The 26,099-nt window shown below is 68.6% G+C and carries 29 protein-coding genes; 13 read left to right on the forward strand and 16 right to left on the reverse strand.

Going from position 1 to position 26,099, the window contains the following annotated elements:
• Positions 1-25: 25 nt before the first annotated feature.
• From minD to phaP, 3 genes are all read left to right on the forward strand, one after another.
• On the forward strand, positions 26-838 hold the full coding sequence (gene minD, locus ACT54X_RS00480; RefSeq protein WP_294366158.1) for a septum site-determining protein MinD: 813 nt from the start codon (positions 26-28) through the stop codon (positions 836-838).
• A gap of 5 nt (positions 839-843) precedes the next feature.
• Complete coding sequence (gene minE / locus ACT54X_RS00485; RefSeq protein ID WP_017759337.1) at positions 844-1,128, forward strand: cell division topological specificity factor MinE; 285 nt, start codon at positions 844-846, stop codon at positions 1,126-1,128.
• A 76-nt stretch (positions 1,129-1,204) separates the two neighbouring features.
• A complete protein-coding gene (gene phaP / locus ACT54X_RS00490; protein ID WP_476344455.1) occupies positions 1,205-1,723 on the forward strand; it encodes a TIGR01841 family phasin in 519 nt (172 codons plus the stop codon).
• A gap of 239 nt (positions 1,724-1,962) precedes the next feature.
• Here the strand turns inward: phaP and ACT54X_RS00495 are convergent, their stop codons facing one another.
• Entirely contained in the window at positions 1,963-2,856 is an 894-nt protein-coding gene (locus ACT54X_RS00495; RefSeq protein ID WP_294366160.1) for a transporter substrate-binding domain-containing protein, read from the reverse strand.
• A gap of 305 nt (positions 2,857-3,161) precedes the next feature.
• Between ACT54X_RS00495 and ACT54X_RS00500 the strand changes: the two genes are divergently transcribed.
• Positions 3,162-4,400 carry a D-amino acid dehydrogenase gene (locus ACT54X_RS00500; RefSeq protein ID WP_476344457.1) on the forward strand — a complete coding sequence of 413 codons (1,239 nt, stop codon included), beginning with the start codon at positions 3,162-3,164 and terminating at the stop codon, positions 4,398-4,400.
• Positions 4,401-4,473: 73 nt separating this feature from the next.
• On the opposite strand, the gene ACT54X_RS00505 is transcribed toward ACT54X_RS00500, so the two are convergent.
• The 3 genes from ACT54X_RS00505 to ACT54X_RS00515 all read right to left on the reverse strand — a co-directional run bounded on the left by ACT54X_RS00505 (position 4,474) and on the right by ACT54X_RS00515 (position 6,807).
• Positions 4,474-5,214, reverse strand: a complete 741-nt coding sequence (locus tag ACT54X_RS00505) for an OmpW/AlkL family protein (RefSeq protein WP_294366162.1) — start codon at positions 5,212-5,214, stop codon at positions 4,474-4,476.
• An 84-nt stretch (positions 5,215-5,298) separates the two neighbouring features.
• Positions 5,299-6,213 (reverse strand): LysR family transcriptional regulator, encoded by a 915-nt coding sequence (locus ACT54X_RS00510; RefSeq protein ID WP_294366163.1) that lies wholly within the window; start codon positions 6,211-6,213, stop codon positions 5,299-5,301.
• 9 nt (positions 6,214-6,222) lie between these two features.
• A complete protein-coding gene (locus tag ACT54X_RS00515) occupies positions 6,223-6,807 on the reverse strand; it encodes a cob(I)yrinic acid a,c-diamide adenosyltransferase (protein WP_294366164.1) in 585 nt (194 codons plus the stop codon).
• An 80-nt stretch (positions 6,808-6,887) separates the two neighbouring features.
• On the opposite strand from ACT54X_RS00515, the gene ACT54X_RS00520 reads away from it, so the two are divergent.
• On the forward strand, positions 6,888-8,312 hold the full coding sequence (locus ACT54X_RS00520) for an FAD-binding oxidoreductase (RefSeq protein ID WP_476344460.1): 1,425 nt from the start codon (positions 6,888-6,890) through the stop codon (positions 8,310-8,312).
• A gap of 84 nt (positions 8,313-8,396) precedes the next feature.
• Here the strand turns inward: ACT54X_RS00520 and ACT54X_RS00525 are convergent, their stop codons facing one another.
• The 11 genes from ACT54X_RS00525 to ACT54X_RS00575 all read right to left on the reverse strand — a co-directional run bounded on the left by ACT54X_RS00525 (position 8,397) and on the right by ACT54X_RS00575 (position 16,456).
• Positions 8,397-9,281 (reverse strand): CsgG/HfaB family protein, encoded by an 885-nt coding sequence (locus ACT54X_RS00525; RefSeq protein WP_476344462.1) that lies wholly within the window; start codon positions 9,279-9,281, stop codon positions 8,397-8,399.
• A 143-nt stretch (positions 9,282-9,424) separates the two neighbouring features.
• Positions 9,425-10,393, reverse strand: a complete 969-nt coding sequence (locus ACT54X_RS00530) for a ParB/RepB/Spo0J family partition protein (protein WP_294366171.1) — start codon at positions 10,391-10,393, stop codon at positions 9,425-9,427.
• The gene (locus tag ACT54X_RS00535; protein ID WP_476344464.1) at positions 10,393-10,971 is read right to left on the reverse strand and encodes an RBBP9/YdeN family alpha/beta hydrolase; all 579 of its coding nucleotides are present in this window, start codon (positions 10,969-10,971) and stop codon (positions 10,393-10,395) included. Before ACT54X_RS00535 ends, ACT54X_RS00530 begins: the two co-directional genes overlap by 1 nt.
• Before the next feature lie 20 nt (positions 10,972-10,991).
• Positions 10,992-11,885, reverse strand: coding sequence for a ParA family protein (locus ACT54X_RS00540; RefSeq protein ID WP_476344466.1), 894 nt, complete (start codon positions 11,883-11,885; stop codon positions 10,992-10,994).
• Positions 11,886-11,923: 38 nt separating this feature from the next.
• Positions 11,924-12,538, reverse strand: coding sequence for a LysE family transporter (locus ACT54X_RS00545; RefSeq protein WP_476344468.1), 615 nt, complete (start codon positions 12,536-12,538; stop codon positions 11,924-11,926).
• Positions 12,539-12,619: 81 nt separating this feature from the next.
• Positions 12,620-13,273 (reverse strand): 16S rRNA (guanine(527)-N(7))-methyltransferase RsmG, encoded by a 654-nt coding sequence (gene rsmG, locus ACT54X_RS00550; RefSeq protein ID WP_476344470.1) that lies wholly within the window; start codon positions 13,271-13,273, stop codon positions 12,620-12,622.
• A complete protein-coding gene (gene mnmG, locus ACT54X_RS00555; RefSeq protein WP_476344472.1) occupies positions 13,270-15,216 on the reverse strand; it encodes a tRNA uridine-5-carboxymethylaminomethyl(34) synthesis enzyme MnmG in 1,947 nt (648 codons plus the stop codon). The genes rsmG and mnmG overlap by 4 nt, the downstream gene beginning before the upstream one ends.
• 35 nt (positions 15,217-15,251) lie before the next feature.
• Positions 15,252-15,671, reverse strand: coding sequence for a type II toxin-antitoxin system VapC family toxin (locus tag ACT54X_RS00560; protein WP_294366180.1), 420 nt, complete (start codon positions 15,669-15,671; stop codon positions 15,252-15,254).
• Between the two features lie 3 nt (positions 15,672-15,674).
• Entirely contained in the window at positions 15,675-15,926 is a 252-nt protein-coding gene (locus ACT54X_RS00565) for a type II toxin-antitoxin system Phd/YefM family antitoxin (RefSeq protein WP_017760147.1), read from the reverse strand.
• Positions 15,927-16,079: 153 nt separating this feature from the next.
• Positions 16,080-16,265: a hypothetical protein gene (locus ACT54X_RS00570; protein ID WP_294366182.1), complete on the reverse strand. Its 186-nt coding sequence runs from the start codon at positions 16,263-16,265 to the stop codon at positions 16,080-16,082.
• A 5-nt stretch (positions 16,266-16,270) separates the two neighbouring features.
• Positions 16,271-16,456: a DUF1328 family protein gene (locus tag ACT54X_RS00575; RefSeq protein ID WP_114801744.1), complete on the reverse strand. Its 186-nt coding sequence runs from the start codon at positions 16,454-16,456 to the stop codon at positions 16,271-16,273.
• Positions 16,457-16,685: 229 nt separating this feature from the next.
• Between ACT54X_RS00575 and gstA the strand changes: the two genes are divergently transcribed.
• Together gstA and ACT54X_RS00585 are read left to right on the forward strand one after the other, a co-directional pair.
• Positions 16,686-17,294, forward strand: a complete 609-nt coding sequence (gstA, locus tag ACT54X_RS00580) for a glutathione transferase GstA (protein ID WP_294366183.1) — start codon at positions 16,686-16,688, stop codon at positions 17,292-17,294.
• A 177-nt stretch (positions 17,295-17,471) separates the two neighbouring features.
• A complete protein-coding gene (locus ACT54X_RS00585) occupies positions 17,472-18,581 on the forward strand; it encodes an alkene reductase (protein ID WP_294366185.1) in 1,110 nt (369 codons plus the stop codon).
• Positions 18,582-18,650: 69 nt separating this feature from the next.
• On the opposite strand, the gene ACT54X_RS00590 is transcribed toward ACT54X_RS00585, so the two are convergent.
• Positions 18,651-20,933 carry a heavy metal translocating P-type ATPase gene (locus ACT54X_RS00590; RefSeq protein ID WP_294366187.1) on the reverse strand — a complete coding sequence of 761 codons (2,283 nt, stop codon included), beginning with the start codon at positions 20,931-20,933 and terminating at the stop codon, positions 18,651-18,653.
• A 178-nt stretch (positions 20,934-21,111) separates the two neighbouring features.
• Here ACT54X_RS00590 and ACT54X_RS00595 point away from each other — a divergent pair, with 178 nt between their 5' ends.
• The 6 genes from ACT54X_RS00595 (at position 21,112) to ACT54X_RS00620 (ending at position 26,036) form a co-directional block, all read left to right on the forward strand.
• Complete coding sequence (locus tag ACT54X_RS00595; protein ID WP_294366188.1) at positions 21,112-21,318, forward strand: heavy-metal-associated domain-containing protein; 207 nt, start codon at positions 21,112-21,114, stop codon at positions 21,316-21,318.
• Positions 21,319-21,349: 31 nt separating this feature from the next.
• Positions 21,350-21,796, forward strand: coding sequence for a Cu(I)-responsive transcriptional regulator (gene cueR, locus ACT54X_RS00600; RefSeq protein WP_294366190.1), 447 nt, complete (start codon positions 21,350-21,352; stop codon positions 21,794-21,796).
• A gap of 1,147 nt (positions 21,797-22,943) precedes the next feature.
• On the forward strand, positions 22,944-23,747 hold the full coding sequence (gene creB, locus ACT54X_RS00605) for a two-component system response regulator CreB (RefSeq protein WP_294366192.1): 804 nt from the start codon (positions 22,944-22,946) through the stop codon (positions 23,745-23,747).
• Positions 23,744-25,213 carry a two-component system sensor histidine kinase CreC gene (creC, locus tag ACT54X_RS00610; RefSeq protein WP_294366193.1) on the forward strand — a complete coding sequence of 490 codons (1,470 nt, stop codon included), beginning with the start codon at positions 23,744-23,746 and terminating at the stop codon, positions 25,211-25,213. The genes creB and creC overlap by 4 nt, the downstream gene beginning before the upstream one ends.
• 61 nt (positions 25,214-25,274) lie before the next feature.
• Positions 25,275-25,664, forward strand: coding sequence for a nuclear transport factor 2 family protein (locus ACT54X_RS00615; RefSeq protein WP_294366195.1), 390 nt, complete (start codon positions 25,275-25,277; stop codon positions 25,662-25,664).
• A gap of 93 nt (positions 25,665-25,757) precedes the next feature.
• Positions 25,758-26,036 (forward strand): DUF2798 domain-containing protein, encoded by a 279-nt coding sequence (locus ACT54X_RS00620; protein ID WP_043118541.1) that lies wholly within the window; start codon positions 25,758-25,760, stop codon positions 26,034-26,036.
• The last annotated feature ends 63 nt before the right edge of the window (positions 26,037-26,099 follow it).

Here is a 26,099-nt window from a genome sequence, read left to right on the forward strand (position 1 = left end):
ACCAGTCAAAGAAGGATTCAGGCAAATGACCAAGATCGTGGTGGTGACCTCGGGCAAGGGCGGCGTCGGCAAGACGACCTCCAGCGCGAGCTTCTCGTCGGGCCTGGCCCTCGCGGGCAAGAAGACGGCCGTGATCGACTTCGACGTGGGCCTGCGCAACCTGGACCTGATCATGGGTTGCGAGCGCCGCGTGGTGTACGACTTCGTCAACGTGATCCAGGGCGAGGCCAACCTGACGCAGGCCCTGATCAAGGACAAGCTGTGCGACAACCTGTTCGTGCTGGCCGCCTCGCAGACGCGCGACAAGGAAGCGCTGACGCAGGAAGGCGTGGGCCGCGTGCTGGAAGAGCTCAAGACGATGGACTTCGACTACATCGTGTGCGACTCGCCCGCCGGCATCGAGACCGGCGCGCTGATGGCCATGCACTTCGCCGACGAGGCGCTGGTGGTGACCAACCCCGAGGTGTCCTCGGTGCGCGACTCCGACCGCATCCTGGGCATGCTCAGCTCCAAGACCAAGCGGGCCAAGGACGGCGCCGAGCCGATCAAGGAGCATCTGCTCATCACCCGCTACAACCCCAGCCGCGTGGCCGACGGCCAGATGCTGTCGCTGGAGGACATCCAGGACATCCTGCGCATTCCGCTGATCGGCGTGATCCCGGAGTCGGAGTCGGTGCTGCAGGCCTCCAACCAGGGCATCCCGGCGGTGCACGACAAGGAGAGCGACGTGGCCCAGGCCTACCTGGACGTGGTGGCGCGCTTCCTCGGCGAAGACCGTCCCATGCGTTTCACCGAAGCGGCCAAGCCCGGCTTCTTCAAGCGAATCTTCGGGAGGTAAGGCGCATGTCCTTCCTCTCCTTCCTGCTGGGCGAGAAGAAGAAGTCCGCGGCCGTCGCCAAGGAACGGCTGCAGATCATCCTGGCCCACGAGCGCGGCATCAACGCGCGCCGGCCCGACTACCTGCCGCAGTTGCAGCGCGAACTGCTGGAGGTGATCTCCAAGTACGTGTCGATCAAGGCCGAGGACATCAAGGTGCACCTGGAGAAGCAGGACGCACTGGAAGTGCTCGAGGTCAAGATCGAGCTGCCGGACCTGCCGACCGCCGGCTCCACGCCCGCCGCCCGCTGACGCCCGGGCTTTGCGCCCGCGGCGGCTGCGGTTATCGTGGCCGCTCCACCGTATTCACCGAATGGAGAGACGCCCGATGGCCACCCGCAAGACCTCCTCGTCCACATCCGCCGGCGGCGCCGGCCCGCTGCCCGATCCCATGGCCGCGCTGGCCGGCATGCAGGAGGCGGCCTCCAAGTCGCTGCAGGAGATGGCCCAGCGCATGCAGGGCATGGACGTGACCGGCACGGCCGCCCTGCTGCTGGAGAACGGCCGCAAGGACATGGAGGCGATGGTCAAGGCCAGCGCGATGGCGCGCGAAGGCCTGCAGACCGTGGTGCAGCGCCAGACCGAGATGCTCAAGCAGTCCATCGAGCAGTGGCGCGACACGCTGGAGGCGATGCCCGGCCAAGACATGAAGGCCCAGCTCGGCAAGATCGACAGCATGGGCCGCGCCGGCTTCCAGCAGGCGCTGGAAGACATCCGCGAGCTGGCCGACCTCACCGCGAAGTCCCAGGCCGAAGCCTTCGAGATCGTGCGCCAGCGCGTCAACGAGAACGTGGAACAGGCCCGCCAGCTGCTGGCCCAGGGCATGGACGCGCACAAGAAGCGCTGAGTCTGCAACCCTCTGACCCCATGAAAAGAGCCTCCCGCGGGAGGCTCTTTTATTTGGTTGGTAGAGAACGCACGATCATCCGCTCGCCGACAACCTCGACCCCACGACTGCACGAGAGGCCGCGGAGCAGGCCACGCCAGCGGCTCCCGCGGAACCGGCTCTGCCGGGCCGCTGGGAGCGCCCCCCGGCAGGGGGGTCGGCGAAGCGGCACGCAGTGCCGCGCAGCCTGGGGGGCGAGCTCATGTCGCTGGCTTGTCGCTCAAGGCCTTGAGGTTGTCCTTGAGCTCCTTGCTCATCGGCAGCCCGATGGCCTGGTTCTTCGGCGGGATCGGGCCCATGAACCACTTGGCGTACATCTTCTCGAACTCGCCCGACTTCATGAGGCCGGTGAAGACGCCGTCCACCAGCGCCTTGAACTTCGGATCGTCCTTGCGCAGCATGCAGGCATAGGGCTCCACCTGCAGCGCCTCGCCCACCACCTCCAGGCTGGCCGGATCCTTGGCGTTGGCCTTCAAGCCGAAGAGCAGGATGTCGTCCATCGGGAAAGCCGCGGCGCGATCGCTCTCGACCAGCAGCAGCGCATCGGCATGGTCCTTGGTGCCGATGATGTCCAGGTCCAGCTTCTTCTCCTCGTTGTACTTGCGCACGACCAGCATGTTGGTGGTGCCGGTGGTGATGGCCACCTTCTTGCCCTTGAGGTCGGCCCAGTCCTTGATGTTGGAACTCTTCTTCACCAGCGCGCGGGTGCCGGTGTAGAAGTGGTTGATGGCGAAGGCCACGTCCTTGCCGCGGGCGGTGTTGTTGGTGGTGGAGCCGCACTCCAGGTCGATGGTGCCGTTGGTCAGCAGCGGGATGCGGTTCTGCGAGGTGACGGGCATCAGCGCCACTTCCAGGTTGGGCTTGTTGAGCTGCTTCTTGACCTCGGCCACCACGGCATTGCTCAGTTCCACCGCGAAGCCGATGGGCTTGCCGGGCGCTTCCAGGTAGCTGAAGGGCACCGAGGACTCGCGGTAGGCCAGGGTGATCTTGTTGTCCTTGTCGATCTTGGCCAGCGTGTCCTGGCCCTGGGCCTGGGCGGCCTGCAGGCTGGCGATACCCAGCAGGGCGGCGGTCATGAGGGGGGAAAGCTTCATGGAAACCTTTCTGTCGAAGATGCGTGTGAAGGAAGCGAGCACGACGGAAGAAGACGGACTCGTCAGGGACCCAAGCAAGGCGCCGGCCAGTGTGGCCGCAGGACCGGGCCGCCGCTCATGGTTTTTTCGCGGCCGGCCATGCCCAAAGCTTATGGATGCGCGCCGCGCCCCATGAGCTCGCGGCATGGCCCTGGATGGCTTTGGCATTGGCGGCGCGCAGGCACGCTCCGTAGAGTGCGGGTTCACCCTGACGGGCCAGCCCGCCGCCCTCTTCCGCGTCCCCTCTCTTCCGTCCGCACACCACCATGCACATCTGCATCCTCGGCGCCGGCATCGTCGGCCTGGCCACCGCGTGGGAACTCCAGGCCCAGGGCCATACCGTGACGGTGCTGGACCGTGCAGCGCCCGGAAGCGGCACCAGCAGCGGCAATGGCGCGCAGCTGAGCTACTCCTATGTGGCGCCGCTGGCCGATGCCTCCATCTGGGGCCAGTTGCCGCATCTGATGTTCTCGGCCGATTCACCGCTGAAGCTGCGCCCCCAGCTGGACCCGCAGCAGTGGCGCTGGGGACTGGGCTTCATGGCGGCCTGCAACGACCGCAGCGCGGCACGCACGACTCAGGCCCTGCTGCAGCTGGCCGCTGCGAGCCGCGAGGGCTTCGAGGCCATGCGCGCGCAGCTTCAACCCGACTGCGACTTTGCCGAGGCCGGCAAGCTGGTGCTCTACGGCAGTGCCGCGGGCGTGGAGACGGCACGTCGGCAGGTGGCGCTGCAGCAATCGCTGGGCGGCGCGGCGCAGCGCGTGGTGACGCCGGACGAGGCCGTCGCGCTGGAGCCCGCCCTCGCCGGCTATCGCGGCCGCTTCGCCGGCGCGGTCTACACCGCGAGCGAGTGCGTGGCCGATTGCCTGAAGGTGTGCCAGGCACTCGCTGCGGCGCTGCAGGCGCGCGGGGTGCAGTTGGTCACGGCCGAGGTGCAGGGCTTCGAAGCCTCGCGTGGCCGTGCCAGGGCGGTGCGCACGCGCGAGCAAGGCGCCATCGCCGCCGATGCCTTCGTGATCGCCGTCGGCACCGCCGCGGCGCGCTTCGGCCGCATGCTGGGCGCCTATTTGCCGGTCTACCCGCTCAAGGGCTACAGCATCACGCTGCCGGTGCACGACACGCCCGGCGCCGCGCCGGTGGTGAGCGTGACGGACACGACGCGCAAGACGGTGTTCGCGCGCATCGGCCAGCGGCTGCGCGTGGCCGGCATGGCGGAGCTGGTGGGCGAGGACCTGCGCATCCCGCCCGCGCGCATCGCCACGCTGCAGGCGGCCACGCAGACCGTGTTTCCGCATGCCGCGGTGCAGGGCGCCGACCCGCAGCCCTGGGCGGGCCTACGGCCGGCCACGCCCAGCGGACTGCCGCTGGTGGGCCATGCCGGGCGCGCACCGGCCAACGTGCTGTTCAACGTCGGCCATGGCGCGCTGGGCTTCACGTTGGCCTTCGGCACGGCGCGCCAAGTGGCGCACCGGCTGGCGGCCGACACGGCCCTGGTACCGGCCTGAAGGAACCACGGGAACGGCGCCGGCACGCCCGTCCGCGGGCACGACGCAGGCCTGCGCACGCCCCTGGGCTGCGTCAGAAGCGGTAGGTGGCCGACAGGTAGGTCACCACGGGGTTCAGCTTGAGCCGCGCCTCGCTGGTGAGCAGCGGCAGGCCGGTCGCCGTGGTGGTGGTCAGCGTCGCCTTGGTCTTGAGCGGGATGTACGAGACCGACAGCGAGATGCCCCAGTGCCGGTCGAACTGCCAGGCCGCGCCCACGTTGAACACCGGCGCGAAAGAGCTGTCGAGCTTGGCCGAGGTCACGGTGCTCAGCGGCGGCCGTCCGGCCAGGCCGCCGACCGCGCTCTGCAGGCCCGGCGTCAGGCTCACGTCGCTGTACCAGACATAGGTGCCCCCTGCGCCGACGAAGGGCCGGAAGGCGTCGTTGCCGTTGCCGAAGTAGTACTTGCCCAGGATCGTGGGACTCCATTGCCGCGCCTCGCCCAGCTGGCCGACCCGCGCCAGCGTGCCTTCGCCATTGAGCTTGAACTTGGGCGGCACGCCGAGCACGCCTTCCACGGCCCAGTTCGGGTCGATGAAGTAGACGGCGCTCAGCCCCAGGGTGTCGGCACTGCTGACACCGGCGCCGGAGCCCGGTACCACGCTGGGAATGGGCGAGGTCACCGTCAGCGGCTTGCTGGAGTCGCGCGGGGAGAAATGGAGCCAGCCGGCGCCCATGACCCAGTCGCCCGCCTGCTGGGCCAGCGCCGGGGTGGTGGCCAGGCCGCCCAGGGCGGCGAGGGTCAGAGTCTGGAGGAGTCGTTGTTGTCTCTGCATGGAAGAGTCCTTTGGATGAGGGATGCGTGCCGTCCCCGGGTCGGCTCCGGGGCGGAGCCGACGATGCGAACGACCGTTCGCTTTTTATCCCAATTCCGGGGTGGACGCCGTCAGGACTTGTCTTACACACGCGAGCAGCGTGCGCATGGGCACCGACTCGCCAGCCTGCTCGGCCCGCAGCACGCGCACCGGCACCGGCAAGGCCGGCGCCAGCGCCAGGCGGTCGACCTTGGCCGAGTCGGCCGACAGCGCCGTGCAGCCGTCCACCAGCGCCGCGCCCAGGCCGTGGTGGGCCATGGCCAGCGCCGCGTGGTAGGTCTGCACCGTGACCACCGCCTGCAGGCCGACGCCGGCCTCGCGGCAGGCCTGGGCCACGCCCAGGCCCAGCGGGTCGCGGCCATCCAGCGCGATCACAGGCACGTCGGCCAGATCGGGCAGCGAGAGCCGGCCCGCCTTCACCAACGTCGCCGGCAGCAGGCCGCGCGGCGCCACGCAGACCATGCGGCTGTCGGCCACCGGTTCGTTCACCAGGCCCGCATGTGGCAGCGCACTGAAGGCGAAGCCGATGTCCGCCTCGCGCAGCAGCAGGGCCGAGACGATCTGCGGCGTGTGCAGGGCCTCCACGCGGATCGCGACCGCCGGATGCCGGGCGCGGAAGGCGACCAGCGCCCTCGGCAGCACCTCGTGGGTCAGCGCCATCACCGCCAGGATGCGCAACTCGCCCGCCACTTCGCCGCCATGGCGCAGCTGGCTGGCCAGGCGCTGCACCTCGTCGAGCTGCGCGAACAGCCGCTCGATGCGCGGATACAGCGCCTGCGCCTCGGCCGTGGGAATGAGCCGCCCCTTGGCACGCCGGAACAGCGCGAAGCCCAGCTGCAGCTCGGCATGCTGCAGGGTGCGGCTGACCGCCGGCTGCGTGACGTTGATCAGCCGCGCCGCCGCGCTCACGCTGCCGGTGAGCATCACGGCATTGAAGACCTCGATGTGGCGCAGGCGCATGCGGCGCTGTCAGTCGCCGGAGGCCGACGCGTCCTGCGCCGCGCGTGCCATGCGCTCGCTCTTCCAGTAGACGTCGTCGCCGCCATCCATGCGGTTGAGCACCCGGGCCAGCACGAAGAGCAGGTCCGACAGCCGGTTGAGGTAGCGCCGCGGCGCATCGTTGACCACCTCCACTGCACCCAGCGCGACGATGGCGCGCTCGGCCCTGCGCGCCACGGTGCGGCACACATGGGCCTGCGATGCGGCGCGCGTGCCGGCCGGCAGGATGAACTCGGCCAGGCGCGGCAGCGCGGCGTTGTGCGTTTCCAGCGCCTGGTCCAGCTGCAGCAGCGCCTCGTCCTTGAGCAGCGTGTAGCCAGGCATGGCCAGTTCGCCGCCAAGGTTGAAGAGCTGGTGCTGCACATCGACCAGCAGCTCGCGCACGTCGGCGGGCAGCGGCTCGCAGAGCAACAGGCCGATGTGGGAATTGAGCTCGTCCACATCGCCCATGGCATGCACGCGCAGGTGGCCCTTGGAGACGCGGGTGTTGTCACCCAGGCCGGTGCTGCCGTCGTCGCCGGTGCGGGTGGCGATCTGGGTGAGGCGGTTGCCCATGCGGAATCCTTCCTTGACTGCGGTTCCTAGAATGGTAGACCCGCGCCGGCATACGCCCGGCCGCCTGAAGGAGACACCCCATGAACGCCCCCGCCGACCTCGCCCGCCTGCATCCTGCCGTGGCGCCGCGCCCGGTGCCCGAGTCGCTGCTGGCGGCATTGCGGCAGCGCTTCGGCACGCAATGTTCCACGGCGATGGCCGTGCGCGAGCAGCATGGGCGCGACGAGTCGCCCTTCGACGTGCCGCCGCCGGCGGCCGTCGTCTTTGCCGAAAGCACGCGCGACGTGGCCGATGCGGTGAAGCTCGCTTCGGACGCGGACGTGCCCGTGATCCCCTTCGGCGTGGGTTCTTCGCTGGAAGGCCACCTGCTGGCCGTGCAGGGCGGCATCAGCATCGACCTGTCGCGCATGAACCAGGTGCTGGCGGTGAATGCCGAGGACCTCACCGTGACCGTGCAGCCGGGCGTGACCCGCCGGCAACTCAATGAGGAATTGCGTTCCAGCGGCCTCTTCTTTCCCATCGACCCGGGGGCGGATGCTTCCATCGGCGGCATGACCGCCACGCGCGCCAGCGGCACGAATGCCGTGCGCTACGGCACCATGCGCGAGAACGTGCTGGCGCTGGAGGTGGTGACGGCCAGCGGCGAGACCATCCGCACCGGCACGCGGGCGCGCAAGTCCTCGGCCGGCTACGACCTCACGCGGCTGATCGTCGGCAGCGAAGGCACGCTGGGCATCGCCACCGAAATCACGCTGCGCATCTATCCGCTGCCCGAGGCGGTCTCGGCCGCCATCTGCTCCTTCCCGAGCATCGAGGCGGCGGTGCACACCACCATCCAGGTCATCCAGCTGGGCGTGCCGATCGCGCGGGTGGAGCTGATCGACGTGAACTCGGTGCGCATGGTCAATGCGCATTCCAAGCTGAGCCTGCGCGAGCAGCCGATGCTGCTGATGGAGTTCCACGGCTCGCCCGCCGGCGTGCAGGAGCAGGCCGAGACGGTGCAGGCCATCGCCAGCGAGATGGGCGGCAACGACTTCGAATGGGCCACGACGCCGGAGGAGCGCACCCGGCTGTGGACGGCGCGGCACAACGCCTACTTCGCGGCCGTGCAGTCGCGCCCCGGCTGCCGCGCGGTGACCACCGACACCTGCGTGCCGATCTCGCGCCTGGCCGACTGCCTGCTGGCCTCGGTGGACGAGGTGGACGCCAGCGGCATCCCCTACTTCCTGGTGGGCCACGTGGGCGACGGCAACTTCCACTTCGGCTACCTGATCGATCCGCACGACCCCGACGAGCGCCTGCGCGCCGAGCAGCTGAGCCACAACCTGGTGTCGCGCGCCATCGCGATGGGCGGCACCTGCACCGGCGAGCACGGCATCGGGCTGCACAAGATGGGCTTCCTGATCGACGAGGCCGGCGAAGGCGCGGTGGCGATGATGCGCACGCTGAAGAAGGCGCTGGACCCGAAGAACATCCTCAATCCGGGGAAGATCTTCAGCCTTTGAAGGCGGCGCTGCGGCGCGCACCCGCTTCGACGGGCGCAGCCCGAACGGACGGGGTGAAAAGGCCGGCGTTCGCCGGCCGCGCGCTTACTTCTTCGGCCGCGGCGCCGAAGTCTGCGACGGCGCGACGCCGCCATCCACGCCCAGCCGACCACCACCACCCAGGCCCTGGCCGCGCACCGTCTGCGCCTGGTAGTTGCGCAGCGACACCACCATCTGGTTGTAGGCATCCATGAAGGCGGCGCTGATCACCTTGCCCTGCGCCGTGTTGGCATAGCCGCCCACCGCACCGCCCGCCCGGCTGCCGAAGAGCGAGCCCATGGCGCCGAAGTCGGTCTTGGAGGCGCTGCCTTCGGCGGCTGCGATCTGCACGCCCGAGCGGTTGTCGATCAGGGTCAGCATCGTGCTGGCTTCCTTGGTCTGCATGCTGCCGCCCACGGCCGCCAGCGCGCGGCCACGGTTGCCGCCGATCAGGCCGCCCAGCGTGCCACCGATGCCGCCCGCGTCGTTGTTGTTGAAGACGACCTCCGGCGACAGGCCGTAGTCCGAGGCCACCATCTGGCCGCGGCCGAAGTTGCTGCCCTGGCGCATCTCGCCCGACTGCATCAGCGCGCGCTCGCGGCTCATCGCGTTCATGCCGGCGGCGCCGCGCTCCACCACCACGAAGCAGTTGGACTGCTGGATCATCAGCCGCAGCAGGGTGGCCGTGGGCGGCAGCTTGTACTGGTTGGTCAGCACCGTGTACCAGCCGGCCGACTGGTTCTCGATGAGGGAGACGGTGCCCAGCGGCGACTCGCAGCGCTCCAGCTGGCCGCTGGCGTTGACGCTGGTGCCCCCCGCCGCGCCGCCGGTGGCCACGGTCTTGGCGGACTGGCTGCCCATCTGCAGGTCGGTGGTCTGGCAGCCGGCCAGGGCCAGCAGGCCGGTCAATGCCAGGGCAAGGCGGGGAAGAATGGGCGTCGTCGAATTCATGGTCGGCCTCTCGCGGGTTGGAGACATGCCGTCGTGCCAGGGCAGACGGTGCGGCCGCAGCTTATCGGTGCGCCTGTGCACCACGCATCCGACGAAAGTGGAAGGCGGCGGCATAGAACTGCCGCGCCCATCTTGCGGGTCGCCTATCCCGCCGTGGAGCCACGCAGCCGTTCGATCAGGCCATTCAGCGCATCCAGCGAGCCGAAGTGGATCGCCAGCTCGCCGCTCATCTGCGTCTGGCCGCCGCGCTTGCTCTGCTTCTTGATGCGCACCTCGACCGCGGCGGTGAGCAGGTCGGCCAGTTCCTCCTCCACGCGCTGCAGGTCGCGCGGCTTCTCGGGCGCGGCGCGCTGGGCCTGGGGCTGCAGGCTGAATTCGGCCGACAGCTTCTTGACCAGGCCCTCGGTCTCGCGCACCGAAAGCTTGCGGGCCACGATCTGGTTGGCGGCGGTGATCTGCGCGGCGCGGTCCAGGGCGAGCAGCGCGCGGGCATGGCCCATGTCGAGGTCGCCGGCCATCAGCAGGCCCTGCACCGGATCGGCCAGGTTCAGCAGGCGCAGCAGGTTGCTGGCGGCACTGCGCGAGCGGCCCACGGCCTGGGCAGCCTGTTCGTGGGTCAGGCCGAACTCGTTGACCAGTCGCTGCAGGCCCTGCGCCTCTTCCAGCGGATTGAGGTCCTCGCGCTGGATGTTCTCGATCAGCGACATGGCCGCGGCGGCCTCGTTGGGCACGTCGCGCACCAGCACGGGCACGCTGTCCAGGCCGGCGATCTTGGCGGCGCGGAAGCGGCGCTCGCCGGCGATGATTTCGTATTCGGCGTTCTTGGCAGCGGCCTGCTCGGCATCGAGCCGGCGCACCAGGATCGGCTGCATGATGCCCTGGGCCTTGATGCTCTCGGCCAGCTCGTACAACGCGCCCTCGTCCATGCGGGTGCGGGGCTGGTAGACGCCCGCCACCATCTGGTTCAGGGCCAGGGTGCTGGGATTGCCGTCGCGCCGCGGCGTGGCGGACTCTGCCTCGGCCGTGGCCGCGTCGTCGGTATTGCGGCCTGCGGCGGGGCCCAGCAGGGCTTCGAGGCCGCGTCCGAGGCCCTTGGGTTTCTTGGTTGCCATCAGCAGGAAGAAGAAGTGGGTTGCGGGGGCTGGATGAGCGCATCCAGCAGGGCGCGGCCTTCCGGCCAGTCACCCAGGCCCGAGTCGGCGTTGAGATGGCCGCGGGCGCCGGCATCCACGAAGCGGGCGCCCCAGTGGCGCGCCAGCTCGCGGGCCTTGTCGGCGTCGCAATAAGGGTCGTCGGTGGCGCCCACCAGCACGGCCGGGAAGGGCAAGGCCTGGCGCACGATGGGCGCCCAGCCGGGAATCTGGTGGCGCAGCGATTCGCGCTCGACGTCGCCGGGCGCCACCAGCAACGCGCCACGCACGCGGGCCGTATGGCGCGAATGGGCGGCCCAGGCCGCGGTCAGGATGCAGCCCAGGCTGTGGGCGGCCAGTACCACCGGCCCGGGCGCCGCGAGGATCTCTTCCTCCAGCCGCGCACACCAGTCGCCGCGCAGCGGGCGCATCCAGTCGTGCTGCTCGACGCGGTGGTCGCCATGCAGCGCCTCCCAGCGCGTCTGCCAGTGGCCGGGTCCGCTGTTCTGCCAACCTGGCAGCTGGAGCACGGTGACCAGCTCGGTAGGATCTGGATTCATTGCTATGAAAAGCGTAGCGATCAGGCGGCCGACGGAGGCATGTCGCCGGCCTCGTCCGGGGCTGCGTCCGCCTGCTCCTCGCCCGCCACGGCATGCAGCACCGGCACCGTCTGGGGTGCGGGTGGCGTGGGCGCAGCCGTGGCGCTGGCCGGCGGCATCTTGCGCACCAGTTCCTCGGCGAAGGCCACATAGGCCTGGCTGCCGCGCGCGCCCGCGTCGAAGACCACGCCGGGCAGGCCATAGCTCGGCGCCTCGGCGAGGCGCACATTGCGGGGAATGACGGTGTCGAACACCTTGTCGCCGAAGTGCGCCTTGAGCTGGTCGCTCACCTGCTGCTGCAGCGTGATGCGCGGATCGAACATCACCCGCAGCAGGCCGATGATCTGCAGGTTCTTGTTGAGGTTGGCGTGTACCTGCTTGATGGTGTTGACCAAGTCGGTCAGGCCTTCGAGCGCGAAATACTCGCACTGCATGGGCACGATCACGCCATGGGCGGCGCACAGGCCGTTGAGCGTCAGCAGGCTGAGCGAGGGCGGGCAGTCGATGAGCACGAAGTCGTACTCGGCGCCCACCGCGGCCAGCGCGGTGCGCAGGCGCTTCTCGCGGCGGTCCAGGGCGACCATCTCCACCTCGGCGCCCGCCAGTTCCCGATTGGCGGCGAGAACGTCATAGCCGCAGGCCTCGACCGATACGCGGGCTTCGGCTACCGAGGCCGATTCGAGCAGCACGTCGTAGACGGTGTACTCGGCGTTTCGCTTGTCGATGCCCGAACCCATGGTCGCGTTGCCCTGCGGATCCAGGTCGATCATCAGCACACGCTGGCCGACCTTCGCCAGGCCGGCGGCGAGGTTGACGGTGGTGGTGGTCTTGCCCACCCCACCTTTCTGGTTGGCGATGCAGAAGATGCGGGCCATGTCGCTGGATTCCTGATGTCGGCGGCGGGGTGGGAGGGTTACTGGCTCAGTGCCAGCTTGACGCCGAAAGCCACCAGCACGCCGCCCGCCGTCTTTTCGAGCAGGCTGGACAGGCGGTGGTTGGCGCGCAGCTTGTCGGCCAGATGGCGGGTGAGCAGCACGGCCACCAGTCCGTAGCCGAAGGTGAGGGCCGCGATGGTCAACGACATTGCGGCGAAGGTCAGCATGCCGCGGTGGTGAGCGGGATCGATGAAAAGGGGAAAGAAGGCCATGTAGAACACGATGGCCTTCGGATTCAGGAGGGTGATCGCCAGCGACTGCCGCAGGTAATGGCCGGGACGGATGTCGATCACCGCCTTGTCACCGGGACGTGCCCGCAGCATCCGCAGCCCCATCCACGCCAGGTAGCCGGCGCCCAGCCATTGCACGGCGTGGAAGGCTGCCGGGTAGGCCGCCAGCAACGCCGCCACGCCCGCGACGGCGGACCACATCAGCACCTGGTCACCCAGGATCACGCCCAGCGTGGCCGCCAGACCCCCATGCACGCCGCCCTTGGCCGTGGAACTCACCAAGGCCAGGTTGCCAGGACCGGGAATGGCCAGGAACACGAGGATGGCGGCGACAAAGGCGCCGTAGTCGGAGATGCCGAACATGGGAGTGAGCTGCGGGAGGGAGCGGGGAGTCTACGCGAGCAAGGCGACGGAGCTGCCGTTTGGCAGCCGCTTGCAGGCGAGTCAGCTTTGTTTTTTGCGCATCCAGACGATGCAGCGCTCGGCATCCAGGCCGGGGACGACGAGTTGTTCCACGTGAAACACATCCACGGAGGTCTGAAGGCGCTCGATCTCCTCTTCCGGCCGCTTTCCCTTCATCGCCATCCAGACGCCTTCGGGAGTCAGAAGCTGGGCAGAGCCATCCACGAAATCGACCAGCGACGCAAAGGCCCGCGAAGTAATCACGTCGTAGCGACCTTCCAGTGTCTCCACGCGCGCGTGGAGGCCGCGAAGTCGAGGCAGTTGCAGAGCGCCCGCCATCTGCTGCACAAAGGCCATCTTCTTGGCGACGGCATCCAGGCAATGCACTTCCACGTCGGGCCGGCAGATGGCGATCACGACCCCAGGCAGGCCGGCACCCGAGCCCACGTCCAGCAGGCGCCCTGCCCCCGGCTGCTGTCGCCCCAGGGCCGGAACGGCTGCGAGGCTGTCCAGCAGGTGGTGGGTGATGACAAGCGTGGGATCGCGCAGCGCTGTGAGGTTGTAGACCTTGTTCCATTTGAGGATGGCACTGCCGTAGTCCAGCAGCTGACGGATCTGCGCATCGGTCAGGTCCAGTCCCAGCGTCCGCGCGCCCTCCTCCAGTTGTTCGCGTTGCGCTTGGCTCACGACACTCATGCGGGCACCGTCTCCGTGTCCTTCTGCTGGAAGGCCTTGTAGCCACCCTTGCGCAGATGAATCATCAACAAGGAAATCGCCGCAGGCGTGATGCCGGAGATGCGCGACGCCTGCCCCAGGGTTTCCGGCCGATGCTTGCTGAGCTTCTGCCGCACCTCGATGCTGAGTGCCTGGACCTGCATGTAGTCGAGGTCGTCCGGCAGGCGCAGGCTCTCGAAGTGCGCCGCGCGCTGCACCTCCTCGTGCTGCTTCTCGATGTAGCCCGCGTACTTGGCCGCGATCTCCACCTGCTCCACCTCGTCCGGTGCCAACGGCTGCGCGGGCCGGTACTTGCCGCCGTCCAGCGACAACAGGCTGTCGTAGCTGATGTTCGGCCGGCGCAGCAGATCGCCCAGGTTGTATTCGTGCTCGATGGCCTTGCCCAGAACCCGTTCGGACTCGCTGGCCGGCAGGTTGCGGGGATTCACCCAGGTCGATTTGAGCCGCTCTGTTTCACGTGAAACAGCGTCGCGCTTCCGGCAGAAAGCGTCCCATTGCGAATCGCCCACCAGCCCCAGCTGACGGCCCGCTTCGGTCAGGCGCATGTCCGCGTTGTCCTCGCGCAGCTGGAGTCGGAACTCGGCCCGGCTGGTGAACATGCGGTAGGGCTCGGTCACGCCCTTGGTGATCAGGTCGTCCACCAGTACGCCCAGGTAGGCTTCGTCCCGCCGGGGCACCCAGGCCTCCCTCTCCTGGCACAGCAGCGCGGCGTTCAGACCGGCGAACAGGCCCTGCGCCGCGGCCTCCTCGTAGCCAGTGGTGCCGTTGATCTGCCCGGCAAAGAACAGTCCCTGGATCGCGCGCGTCTCGAAGCTGCTCTTCAGACCGCGCGGGTCGAAGTAGTCGTACTCGATGGCATAGCCCGGCCGCAGGATGTGGGCGTTCTGCAGGCCCGGCATGCTGCGCACCATGGCCAGCTGGATATCGAAGGGCAGGCTGGTGGAGATGCCGTTGGGGTAGTACTCGTGGGTCGTCAGGCCTTCGGGCTCCAGGAAGATCTGATGGCTGTCCTTGTCCGCGAAGCGGTTGATCTTGTCCTCCACGCTGGGGCAGTAGCGCGGGCCCACGCCGTCGATGCGGCCGGTGAACATGGGCGAGCGGTCGAAGCCGGAGCGGATGATGTCGTGCGTCTGCGCATTGGTGTGCGTGATCCAGCACGGCATCTGCTGCGGATGCATGTCGGCCCGGCCCATGAAGCTGAACACCGGCATTGCAGGATTGCCGCCGCCCGGCATGCCGTCGCCTGGCTGTTCCGTGCACTGGGAGAAGTCGATGGTGCGGCCATCGATGCGTGGTGGTGTGCCGGTCTTGAGGCGCCCTTGGGGCAGCTTGAGTTCCTTGAGCCGCGCCGACAGGCTGACCGCAGGCGGGTCCCCTGCCCGGCCGGCCTGGTAGTTGTCCAGGCCGACGTGGATGCGGCCATCCAGGAAGGTACCGGCCGTCAGCACGACGGTCCGCGCGCGGAAGGCAATGCCCACCTGCGTGACCGCGCCGACCACGCGGTCACCCTCCAGCAGCAGATCGTCCACGGCCTGCTGAAACAGCGTGAGGTTGGGCTGGTTCTCCAACCGATGCCGGATCGCGGCCTTGTACAGGATGCGGTCCGCCTGCGCCCGGGTGGCGCGTACGGCCGGTCCCTTGCTGGAATTGAGGATGCGGAACTGGATGCCCGCCTCGTCGGTCGCGATGGCCATGGCGCCGCCCAGGGCGTCCACTTCCTTGACCAGATGGCCTTTGCCGATGCCGCCGATGGACGGATTGCAGCTCATCTGGCCCAGGGTTTCGATGTTGTGTGTGAGCAGCAGGGTGCGGCAGCCCATGCGGGCCGCGGCCAGCGCCGCCTCGGTGCCGGCGTGGCCGCCACCGACGACGATCACGTCGAAGGAATCGGGATGGATGTACATGAGGAATGTCTCGAAAAGAAGGTGTCGGAGGTGGCTCAGGCCTCGATCAACTCGGTGCGCAAGCCGACGGCCGCGGCGGCAGCCGCCTGGCGCCGGTCGGCCGTCACGAACAGGTCGACGCCGGCCGCCTGTGCCGTGCCGATGGGCAGCGCATCGAAGGCATGGAGCCGGGTCGCTTCCATGGCCGCCATGGCCAGCGCCTCGACGCGCCGGTCCATGGCCATGCATTCCAGCTCGGCAAAGTCTTCGTGGATGATCGCCATAATGCGGCGGTAGTCCTCATCGGCCAGCACGCCTTCGTGGCGCTGCCGGTTGAGGGCGCTGGCGATCTCGGCCTTGCAATGGGCCGCCACCACCACGGCGGAGGCCTGGTCGCTCAGTGCGAGCAGTTGCTCCCGGCCGGGTTCGGCGATGTAGCGCTTGGCCAGCGCCGAGGCATCGAACAGCACGCGCATGGCTCAGGCGCCCCGCTCGCGCTCGTCGATGATGAGCTGGGCGCCCGTGCGGCCATCGGGGCGCACCAGCTGCAGCGGTTCGATGGGCTGCTTCCAACGCGGAACGCGGGCCACCGGCTCGGCCGCCTCGCCCACCGGCACCAGATCGGCCACCGGCCGGCCGTGGCGCAGGATGCGCACGCGCTCGCCACGCTCGACGAGATCGAGCATGGCCGACGCATTGGCACGGAACTCACTCAGAGGAAGGGTGTGCATGAATGTACAAAATCAGCGTTTTGTACATTTTAGGAAAGACCGCAATCCCTTTGCCGGCCTAAGGGTGCGCGGACCGGCCCCAAAACAAAAGAGCGCAGGGATCGCCTGCGCTCTCTTATCGGGGAGGGGACTTCGGGCCCCAGGTCCGGCAACTCAGGCCGTGGCCAGTTCGCGGACGGGCTGAGCCGCTGTGGTCGCCGCGCGCTTGCGGCGGCTCACAGGCAGCTGCCAGTTGCGCTGGGTGACCTCGATCACATGGCGCACCCGGTCCTTTGGAGACACCAACGCGCCGATCCGGCGCGTCCCTGCAATGGAACGGAGGATGTCCAGCGTGTCCACGGTGTTCAATCCAGCACCTTCTTGGCGGCGCCCACGCCCAGGGCGGCCAGCACCACGAACACCACGGCCATCAGCAGGAACAGGCCGAACAGCAGCTTGGCGATGCCGGCGGCACCGGCGGCCACGCCGCCAAAACCCAGGGCACCCGCCACCAGAGCGATCAGGGCAAAGATCAGTGCGTACTTGAGCATGGTTGACTCCTTTGTCGTCTCGTTGTGCGGCGAGCATTCGACTGAGCCTGCCGCGGTGCCTGAAGCGTAGTTGCGGCCTGTGCACCAAGCTGGACAGTGCCGCCCGCATGACCCCGTAGGACAAGCTCGCGCGCCGATCCAAGTACATTCGCGCTGCCGTGCAGGCCGCCACCGGACTGCACGCCACGCTCTCGCTTCCAGACCTTTTCCAACAGAAGGAGCCCTCTCCATGAAGCTGTATTACTCCCCCGGCGCCTGCTCGCTCTCCCCGCACATCGCCCTGCGCGAAGCCGGCCTGGCCTTCGAGCCGGTGCTCGCCAGCACCAAGTCGCACAAGCTGCAGGATGGCACCGACTACTACGGCATCAATCCGCTGGGCTACGTGCCGATGCTGGAACTGGACGACGGTACCCGCCTGCGTGAAGGCCCGGCCATCGTGCAGTACATCGCCGACCAGGTCCCCACCAAGAATCTGGCGCCCGCCAACGGCACGCTGCAGCGCTACCGCCTGCAGGAATGGCTGACCTTCATCGGCACCGAGATCCACAAGGGCTTCAGCCCGCTGTTCAACCCGGCCGTGCCCGAAGACACCAAGAAGGTCTTCGCCGACAAGCTGCGCACGCGCTTCCAGTGGCTGGACAGCCAGCTTGAAGGCAAGGACTACCTGATGGGCGAGCACTTCAGCGTCGCCGACGGCTACCTGTTCACCACCGTCAACTGGGCCAAGCCGATGAACATCGACCTGAGCGCCTACAAGCACCTGCTGGCCTGGCATGCGCGCGTGGGCGCGCGTCCGGCCGTGCAGGAAGCGCTCAAGGCCGAAGGACTGCTGAAGTAAGGCAGGGTCCATTGGCCGATCAGGGCGGGCGACGTGCCAAGCGCGACGCCCGCCTTTTTTTGGGCGGCCCGGCCGGCACGCCTACACCGAAAACCACAACCCTGCCGTAGCGCCGTCACTGGCCGTGACCTACCCTGCCGCCTTCGTCTTTCTCATCCCCACTTCAACACCCGAGCCATGAGTTCTTCCCTCTTCGACCCCGTCCAGGCCGGCGACCTCCAGCTCGCCAATCGCATCGTGATGGCACCGCTGACGCGCAACCGTTCGCCCAACGCCATCCCCAAGCCGATCACGGCCACCTATTACGCGCAGCGTGCCACCGCCGGCCTGCTGATCACCGAGGCCACCGCCATCAGCCACCAGGGCCAGGGCTATGCCGACGTGCCGGGCCTCTATGGCACCGAGCAGCTGGACGGCTGGAAGCGCGTCACGCAGGCCGTGCACGATGCCGGCGGCAAGATCGTCACCCAGCTGTGGCACGTGGGCCGCGTGTCGCACGACAGCCTGCAGCCCGACGGCCAGCCGCCGGTCGCGCCCTCGGCCATCGCCGCCAAGACCAAGACCTACCTGATCGACGCGCAGGGCAACGGCAGCTTCGCCCCCACCTCCACGCCCCGCGCGCTGGACCTGGAAGAGCTGCCCGGCATCGTCCACACCTTCGCCGCGGCCGCCCGCAACGCCGTGGAGACCTGCGGCTTCGACGGCGTGGAAATCCATGCCGCCAATGGCTACCTGCTGGACCAGTTCCTCAAGGACGGCGCCAATAAGCGCACCGACGACTACGGCGGCAGCATCGAGAACCGCGCACGCCTGCTGCTGGAATGCACCCGTGCCGTGGTCGACGCGGTGGGCGGCGGCAAGGTGGGCATCCGCCTGTCGCCGGTCACGCCGGCCAACGACATCGTCGACAGCGATCCGCAGCCGCTGTTCAACCATGTGGTGCGCCAACTGGGCCCGCTGGGCTTGGCCTATGTGCACGTGATCGAAGGCGCCACCGGCGGCCCGCGCGACGTCGAGGGCCGGCCCTTCGACTACGAGGCGCTGAAGAAGGCGTATCGCGAGGCGGGCGGCAAGGGCGCCTGGATGGTCAACAACGGCTACACCCGCGAGCTGGCCGAGGAAGCCGTGAAGAAGGGCGCAGACCTGGTCGCCTTCGGCCGCCCCTACATCGCCAACCCGGACCTGGTGCGCCGCCTGAAGGAGAACGCCCCGCTCAACACGCCGGACACCAAGACCTTCTACGGCGGCGGCGAGAAGGGCTACACGGACTATCCGACGCTGAGCTGAAGCGTCAGAGACTGCCGGCGTGCGCGCTTGCAGGCATGGACCGGAAGGGCAGCTTCGGCTGCCCTTCCGTCATTCCGACCGCTGGCCCGACGATGCCGGCTGCCAGCGGCGCAGCAGCAGGGCATTGGCCATCACGCTGACGCTCGACGCCGCCATGGCCGCACCGGCCACCACCGGGCTGAGCAGCCCGAAGGCCGCGAAGGGGATGCCGACCACGTTGTAGGCGAAGGCCCAGAACAGGTTCTGCCGGATCTTGGCCACCGTGCGGGCCGACAGGTCGAAGGCCTGAGCCACGAGGGCCAGATCGCCGCGCATCAGGGTGATGCCCGCGGCTTCCATGGCCACGTCGGTGCCGTTGGCCATGGCCAGGCCCACATCGGCCGCGGCCAGCGCAGGTGCGTCGTTGGCGCCGTCGCCCACCATGGCGACCACGCGTGCGCCGCCTTCCTTCAAGGCCGCCACGGCGGCCGCCTTGTCGGCCGGCAGCACCTGTGCCCGCACGTCCTCGGCCGCGATGCCCACGCGCCGGGCCAGCGCCTGCGCGGCACGCGCGTTGTCGCCGGAGATCATCACCACCCGCAGCCCGCGCGCACGCAGGGCCGCCACCGCCTCCGCCGCCCCCGGCTTGGGCTCATCGGTGAAGCCGAGCAATGCCTCGACCGCCTTCACCCGCTCACCCTCCGCATCGAGGCTCAGCAGCGCGGACACCGAGGAACCTGTGGACAACAGCGCCTCGACCTTTTCCGGTGGCAAGGCAGCACCCAATTCCTCGCACCAGCGCAGGCTGGCGAGTGCCCAGGGCGTGCCATCGATCACGGCGCGGATCCCACGGCCCGGCACGGCGCGAACCTCGAGTGCCTCGTCGGGCGCGAGGTCCCGCGACTTCGCGGCCTCCATCACCGCCCGGGCCAGCGGATGTTCGCTGCCCTGCTGCAGCGTGGCAGCGATGCGCAGCACCTGCCCTTCGTCCAAGGTCCCCGTCGCGTCGAGCCGGCTGAGCTGCGGCTGTCCGCGCGTCAGCGTGCCCGTCTTGTCGAAGGCCACTGTGTCCACCCGGTGCGCGCGCTCCAGCGCCGTCGCGTCCTTGATCAGGATGCCGTGGCGTGCGGCGACGCCGGTGCCGGCCATCACCGCCACCGGCGTCGCCAGGCCCAGCGCGCAGGGGCAGGCGATCACCAGCACGGCCACCGCGTGGATCAGCGCCGTTTCAAGCGGCGCACCGCCCAGGAACAGCCAGCCCAGCAGCGTCAGCAGCGCCAGGCCCAGCACGACCGGCACGAAGACGGCAGCCACCCGGTCCACCAGCCGCTGGATGGGCGCCTTGGCGGCTTGCGCGTCCTCCACCAACCGGATGATGCGGGCCAGCACGCTTTCCGTGCCGACAGCCAGCACCTCCACCACCAGGCGGCCGGCGCCATTGACCGAACCGCCCGTCAGCCGGCTACCGGCCGACTTGGCCACGGGCAGAGGTTCGCCCGTGAGCATGGATTCGTCCACTTCCGACTCGCCTTCCAGCACGCGGGAATCGGCCGGGATGCGTTCGCCGGGCCGCACGGCCAGCCGGTCGCCCACCATCACCTCGGCCAAGGGAACATCGCTTTCCTCGGTGCGGCGACCACGCGACTGCAACAGGTGCGCCGTCTCGGGCCGCAGTTGCTGTAGCGCACGGATGGCCGACGTGGCCTGCCGCTTGGCGCGCGCCTCCAGCCACTTGCCCAGCAGCACCAGCGCGATCACGACCGACGAGGCTTCGAAATAGAGATGGGGTTCGCCGCCGTGCGCGCCATGCAGGCGGGCGCGCCACCAGAGCCACAGCGACAGCCCGAAGGCAGCGCTGGTGCCCAGGGCGACCAGCAGGTCCATGTTGCCGGTCCCGGCCCGGGCCGCATGCCAGCCTGCGCGGTAGAAGCGCGCGCCCAGCACGAACTGCACGGGCGCCGCCAGCAACAGTTGCAGCCAGGCAGGCAGCATCCAGTCCAGCCCGAAGGGCATCCCCAGCATGGGCAGCACCAGAGGAAAGGACAGCAGCAGCGCCGCGGCCACCGGGCCGAATCCTGCCCATGGCCCCACCCCCGCTTCTGCCTGCGTCGCCTCGGCACTGCGCGGTTCGTAGCCGGCCTGCCGGACGGCGCGTCGCAGCCGGAGTGCGGCATCGGCACCGTCGTCGCCCGACCAACGGACGCGGGCCGATTCCGTCGCCAGGTTCACGCTGGCCTCCTGCACACCCGGCACCTGGCGCAGGGCCTTTTCCACACGGGACACACAGGAGGCACACGTCATGCCGCCGATGCCGAGGTCCAGCGTCTGCGCGGCCCCCGGGACGGGCGCGGTGTCGATCGAAGATGCATTCATGGACGCAAGGCTACGGCTTGACACGGTGGCAAGGTCAAGACGTCCTCGCCACGTCGACGGACATCGGAAATGCGCAGCACGGCGCCAAAAGGGTTTTGTTGCCTTGACCTTCACATCGTGTCAAGGTCCACACTCCAGGGTGTTCCCTTTTTTTTAGGCCCTCTCACAGGTTTTTTTCATGACTTTTCCTCTCCACGTCTTCCAGGTCAGCGGAATGAGCTGCCAACACTGCGTCCGTGCCGTCACCCAGGCGGTCCAGGATGTCGATCCCGATGCCGAGGTGCGCATCGATCTGCCCGCCGGTCGCGTGGAGGTGCAGAGCGCCGAAGCCCCCGCCGCACTGCAGGACGCGATCCGCGAAGCGGGCTATACCGTCCAGGGCTGACGCCTTTTTCCTCACGGAACCCGGTCCGGCCGTGGCCCCCCGTTCCTCCTCGCCGTCCACAGCGACGGCCCCACCGCTCACCATCGGCCAGGCCGCCGCCCGCTCCGGCGTGTCGGCCCGCATGGTGCGCCACTACGAGACGCTGGGGCTGCTGCCCGCCGTCTCGCGCACCGACGCCGGTTATCGCCTCTACGGCGATGCCGACGTCCATTCCCTGCGTTTCATCAAGCGGGCCCGCGACCTGGGCTTCTCCATCGACGAGATCCAGCAGCTCGTCGGCCTCTGGCATGACCGCAGCCGCCCGAGCGCGGCGGTGAAACGCATTGCCCGCACCCACCTGGACGACCTGGACCGGCGCATTGCCGAACTCCAGGCCATGCGCGGCACGCTCGCCCACCTGGTCCATGGCTGCCGGGGCGACCATCGGCCCGACTGCCCCATCCTCGAAGACCTGGCAGGAAGCGGCCTACCGCGCTGAACACGCGTCGGATCGCCCAGGCCCGGTGATCCGGCCGGGCGAATGTGCCCATCGTGTCTCTCGATCACGCCACACGAACGCTTGCGCGAAGCCGCGGAAAGCCCCCGTTTGTGGAAAAGCGGCCGCCCTACCCCCGGACGGCGCTCAAGACGCCGTGTTATCCGCTTCTCCCCAGCTGGACTGGATAACTTTGTGGGCAACTCGCGCGTTGTCTTGTAAAGCCACTGCAAGTCCTTGATATCAATGAACTTTCAACAATCTGCACAAATAATCAGCAGTGCATATTTAAGGCGTCCAAAGCCCAATCCCACATTTGCACCCCCCTTGTCAAAGGACAACTGTGGGGATGAATCCGGCACAACTGCCCGGTTATCCACACCCGAGGACGGACGGCCGGCATTTGTCCCCATCGGTGCGACATCCACGAAGCAACCCTGCCCACATGGGCCAAGGAAGGCCAAATGCCTGTCCGGCCGAGGGATTTGTGGGTTTTCCACAGGCCGGTGGCTTCCTTATCTATTACGACTATTCAGATATTGAAGATGAAGGAAGGAAAACCGGGACAACGGGCGCCCGCAAAAAAAAGTGGAGATGTCGCGGCGCGCCGATCCGATGGAGAACGACCGAAGCGACGCCGGCTGGGGGACGCCGAAACCGCCGTCTGTCCCCATATTCGTTGGACAACTTTGTGGGCAACTGTCGGACTGCCTTGTAAAGCCATCGCAACTCTTTGATTTACAACAAGTATCTTTGGGCTGCTCATTTTTTTGGCAGTGCATAGTTTGAGCCGGTATCGGCGCTTGGCAGCCAGAAAGCAGACGTCCTGTCAAAGAACAACTCTGGGGACGGCTGTGGAACAAGCGCCGTCTTATCCACAGCCAGGGCGCTTCGGCCGAGGTTGTTCGCCCGCCCACGACAGCACGGACGCAGGGTTGCCCACATCCGTCGCTCGGCGCCAAATCCTTGGCAGGCCGGGGAAAACCATGGTTATCCACAGGCCGGGTGCATCCTTATCTATGACGACTAATGTTGAAATAAAAGAAAAGAACAAAGTCAGGACAACTCCTGCACCGGGCGTCAAAGCGCAATTCACGGTCTTTCCGAAATCGCTGGGTGCCCTGCGTCCGCACCGCTACGATCCGCCCCCATGCCGAATCCACCCCCTGCCGTTGCCACGGCCCCGACCGCGCCATCGGTCGGGGTTCGGCCGCGCATCCTGGTGGCGGAGGATGAGCCGGGCATCGCCGACACGGTGCAGTACGTGCTGCGCAGCGACGGCTTTGCGCCGGTGTGGTGTGCCACCGGTGGCGCAGCCCTGGCGGAATTCGCCGCCGAGCCGCCGGCGCTCGCCATCCTGGACATCGGCCTGCCCGACATGAACGGCTTCGATCTCTTCCGGCGATTGCAGGCCCTGCCGGGCGCGGCGGACGTGCCCATCGTCTTCCTCACGGCGCGTACCGACGAGATCGACCGCGTGGTGGGGCTGGAGCTGGGGGCCGACGACTACATCGCCAAGCCCTTTTCGCCGCGCGAACTGGTGGCCCGGGTGCGGGGCATCCTGCGGCGCAGCCAGCGGGCGGGTCCGGTGCCTTCGATGCCGGTGACGACACTGGCCACGGCGCCGCAGGCACCCGCCCTGCCCTTCGTGGTCGACGACGAACGCCTGCAGATCCGCTACTACGGCCGCGTGCTCGAGCTGTCGCGCTACGAATTCGGCCTGCTGCGCCTGCTGGTGCAGCGCCCGGGCCGCGTGTTCAGCCGCGAGGAGCTGCTCGACCGCGTGTGGGGCGGCGACAGCGAGAGCCTGGACCGCACCGTCGACGCCCACGTCAAGACGGTGCGCGCCAAGCTGCGCGCGGTGGCGCCCGAGGTCGAGGCCATCCGCACCCACCGCGGCACCGGCTACGCGCTGCACGAAGACCTGCCGCCTTCCACGTCCCTCGTCCCATGAGGCGTTCGCCGAGCCGGCGCACCCGCATCTTCCTGGCCGTGCTGCTGATCTACGTGGCCGGTATCACCTGGCTACTGTGGCGGGTGGTCGGCGACATCGATCCGCGCTACCGCGAATCGGCCGAGGAAGCGCAGGTGGAGATCGCCCAGCTCATGGCCACGCTGGTCGAGCAGGACGTGATCGCCGGCGCCATCGACACCCGGCGGCTGGAGCCGCTGTTCCGCGCCCTCTATGCGCGCGAGTTCTCGGCCCAGATCTACAACCTGCACAAGCAGAAGGTGGAACTGCGGGTCTACGTCACCGACCGCAGCGGCCGGGTGATCTACGACTCCACCGGCCGCGCCGTGGGCGCCGACTATTCGCGCTGGATCGACGTCAGCCGCACGCTGGCAGGCGGCTATGGCGCCCGCGCCACGCGCGACGTGGAGTCCGACCCGCTCAGTTCGGTGCTCTATGTGGGGGCGCCCATCCGCTGGGCGGGCGAGATCGTCGGCATGGTGGGCGTGGGCAAGCCGGTACAGAGCTTCGGCCAGTTCGTGCAGGACGCCCGCCAGCGCGTGATCTGGGTCGGTGCCGGCTCGGCGGCGGCATTGCTGGTGCTGGCGCTGATCGTCTCGGTGTGGCTGGTGCGCCCCTTCGGCCTCACGGCCGATTACATCCGCTGGCTGCGCACCCAGCGTGGCTTCCATCCGCTGCGCATGCTGCGCCGTGCCGCCGCCATGGCGCGCGGCGCCGTGCAGGAGATGGGCGACGCCTTCACCGGCCGCAACTACGTGGCCGACTACGTCCAGACCTTCACCCACGAGATCAAGAGCCCGCTGTCGGCCATCCGCGGCGCCGCCGAGCTGCTGCAGGAAGCCGGCATGCCGCCCGAGGAGCGCGTGCGCTTCCTGGCCAATATCGGCCGCGAGAGCGAGCGCATCCAGCAGCTGGTGGACCGCATGATGGAACTCACGGCCCTGGAGACGCGCCGCGTGCTCGACCAGGTGCAGCCCGTGGCCCTGGGCGCCCTGCTGCGTGAGGCCGCCCAGGGCGTGGCGCCGGCCGCCGCGCGCCGTGGCGTCGTGATCGACGTGCAGGGCCTGCGCGAGGACCTGGGCGAGGTGCATGCCGACGGCGACCCGCTGCTGCTGCGACAGGCCGTGGGCAACCTGCTGGACAACGCCATCGACTTCTCGCCCGAGGGCGGCACCGTGCGGCTCAGCCTGCGGCTGCAGGGCCGGCGCGGCGTGATCGCGGTGCGCGACCAGGGGCCGGGCATCCCTGCCTATGCGCAGGCGCAGGTCTTCCAGAAGTTCTATTCGCTGGCGCGGCCGCACAGCCAGAAGAAGAGCACCGGCCTGGGCCTCGCTTTCGTGCGCGAGATCGCGGCGCTGCACGGTGGCAGCATCGCGCTCGGCAATGCGGAAGGCGGTGGCGCGCAGGCCACGCTGACCTTGCCGCTGATCAGTGGGCAGCTGCGATGAGGCGACCCGGCCGATGTCCGCCAACCCGCACCTTCCCCGCCTGCCGACGATCCACGCCGCCATGACCCCCGACGACCCCCAAGACCTGTGCGCCCACCTGCAACAGCTGGAGGTGGAACTGCACCATCCCGGCACGCCCTGCGACGCGGGGCGGCTGGAGGCCCTGCTCCATGCCGATTTCCACGAGGTGGGCCGTTCCGGCCGTCCCTACGACCGCGCCACTGTCGTGCGCTACCTGTCGCAGGTGCTGACGCCGCCGGCGGTGCATTCCAGCGACTTCCGGCTGGAACGGCTGGCGCCGGATCTGGCACTGCTCAGCTATCGCTCGGCGCAGCGGGCGGCCGACGGCGGCCCGTTGTTGCAGACGCTGCGGGTCTCGCTGTGGAAGCGCGAGGGTCTGGCGTGGCAGCTGCGCTATCACCAGGGAACGCCAGCGGCGTCCGCTGACTGAGGGTGGGGGCGCCCCGATTCGGGCCTGCGCCGGCCCGGCATTTGCATGGCCGGAGTCATCCAGGCCCGCGGGCCGCGTTCTCCCCTCTCTCCCATGCGTGCATCCTCTCCCTCTTCGCGGCCGACCATCGTGGCCGGCATTCCCAAGCTGCCGGCACGCAGTGCCGCCATCGTCGTGCCCCTCCTGCTGTCGCTGCTGATGAGCGGCGTCGTGTCGGCCATCAGCACGTTGCGCGGCGCGGGCTGGACGCCCGATTTCCTGCATCTCTGGCTGGGCGCCTGGATGCTGTCCTGGGCGGTGGCCTTTCCGCTGGTCGTGGTGCTGCTACCCACGGTGCGCCGCCTGACCGGGCTGGTGGTCGACCTGCGCTGACGACGCAGCCGCGTGCCATGAAAAAACCCGGCCGAGGCCGGGTTGTCGGGGCAAGCGGCGCGG

It is taken from the genome of Pseudacidovorax sp. DMC4 (assembly GCF_056314265.1).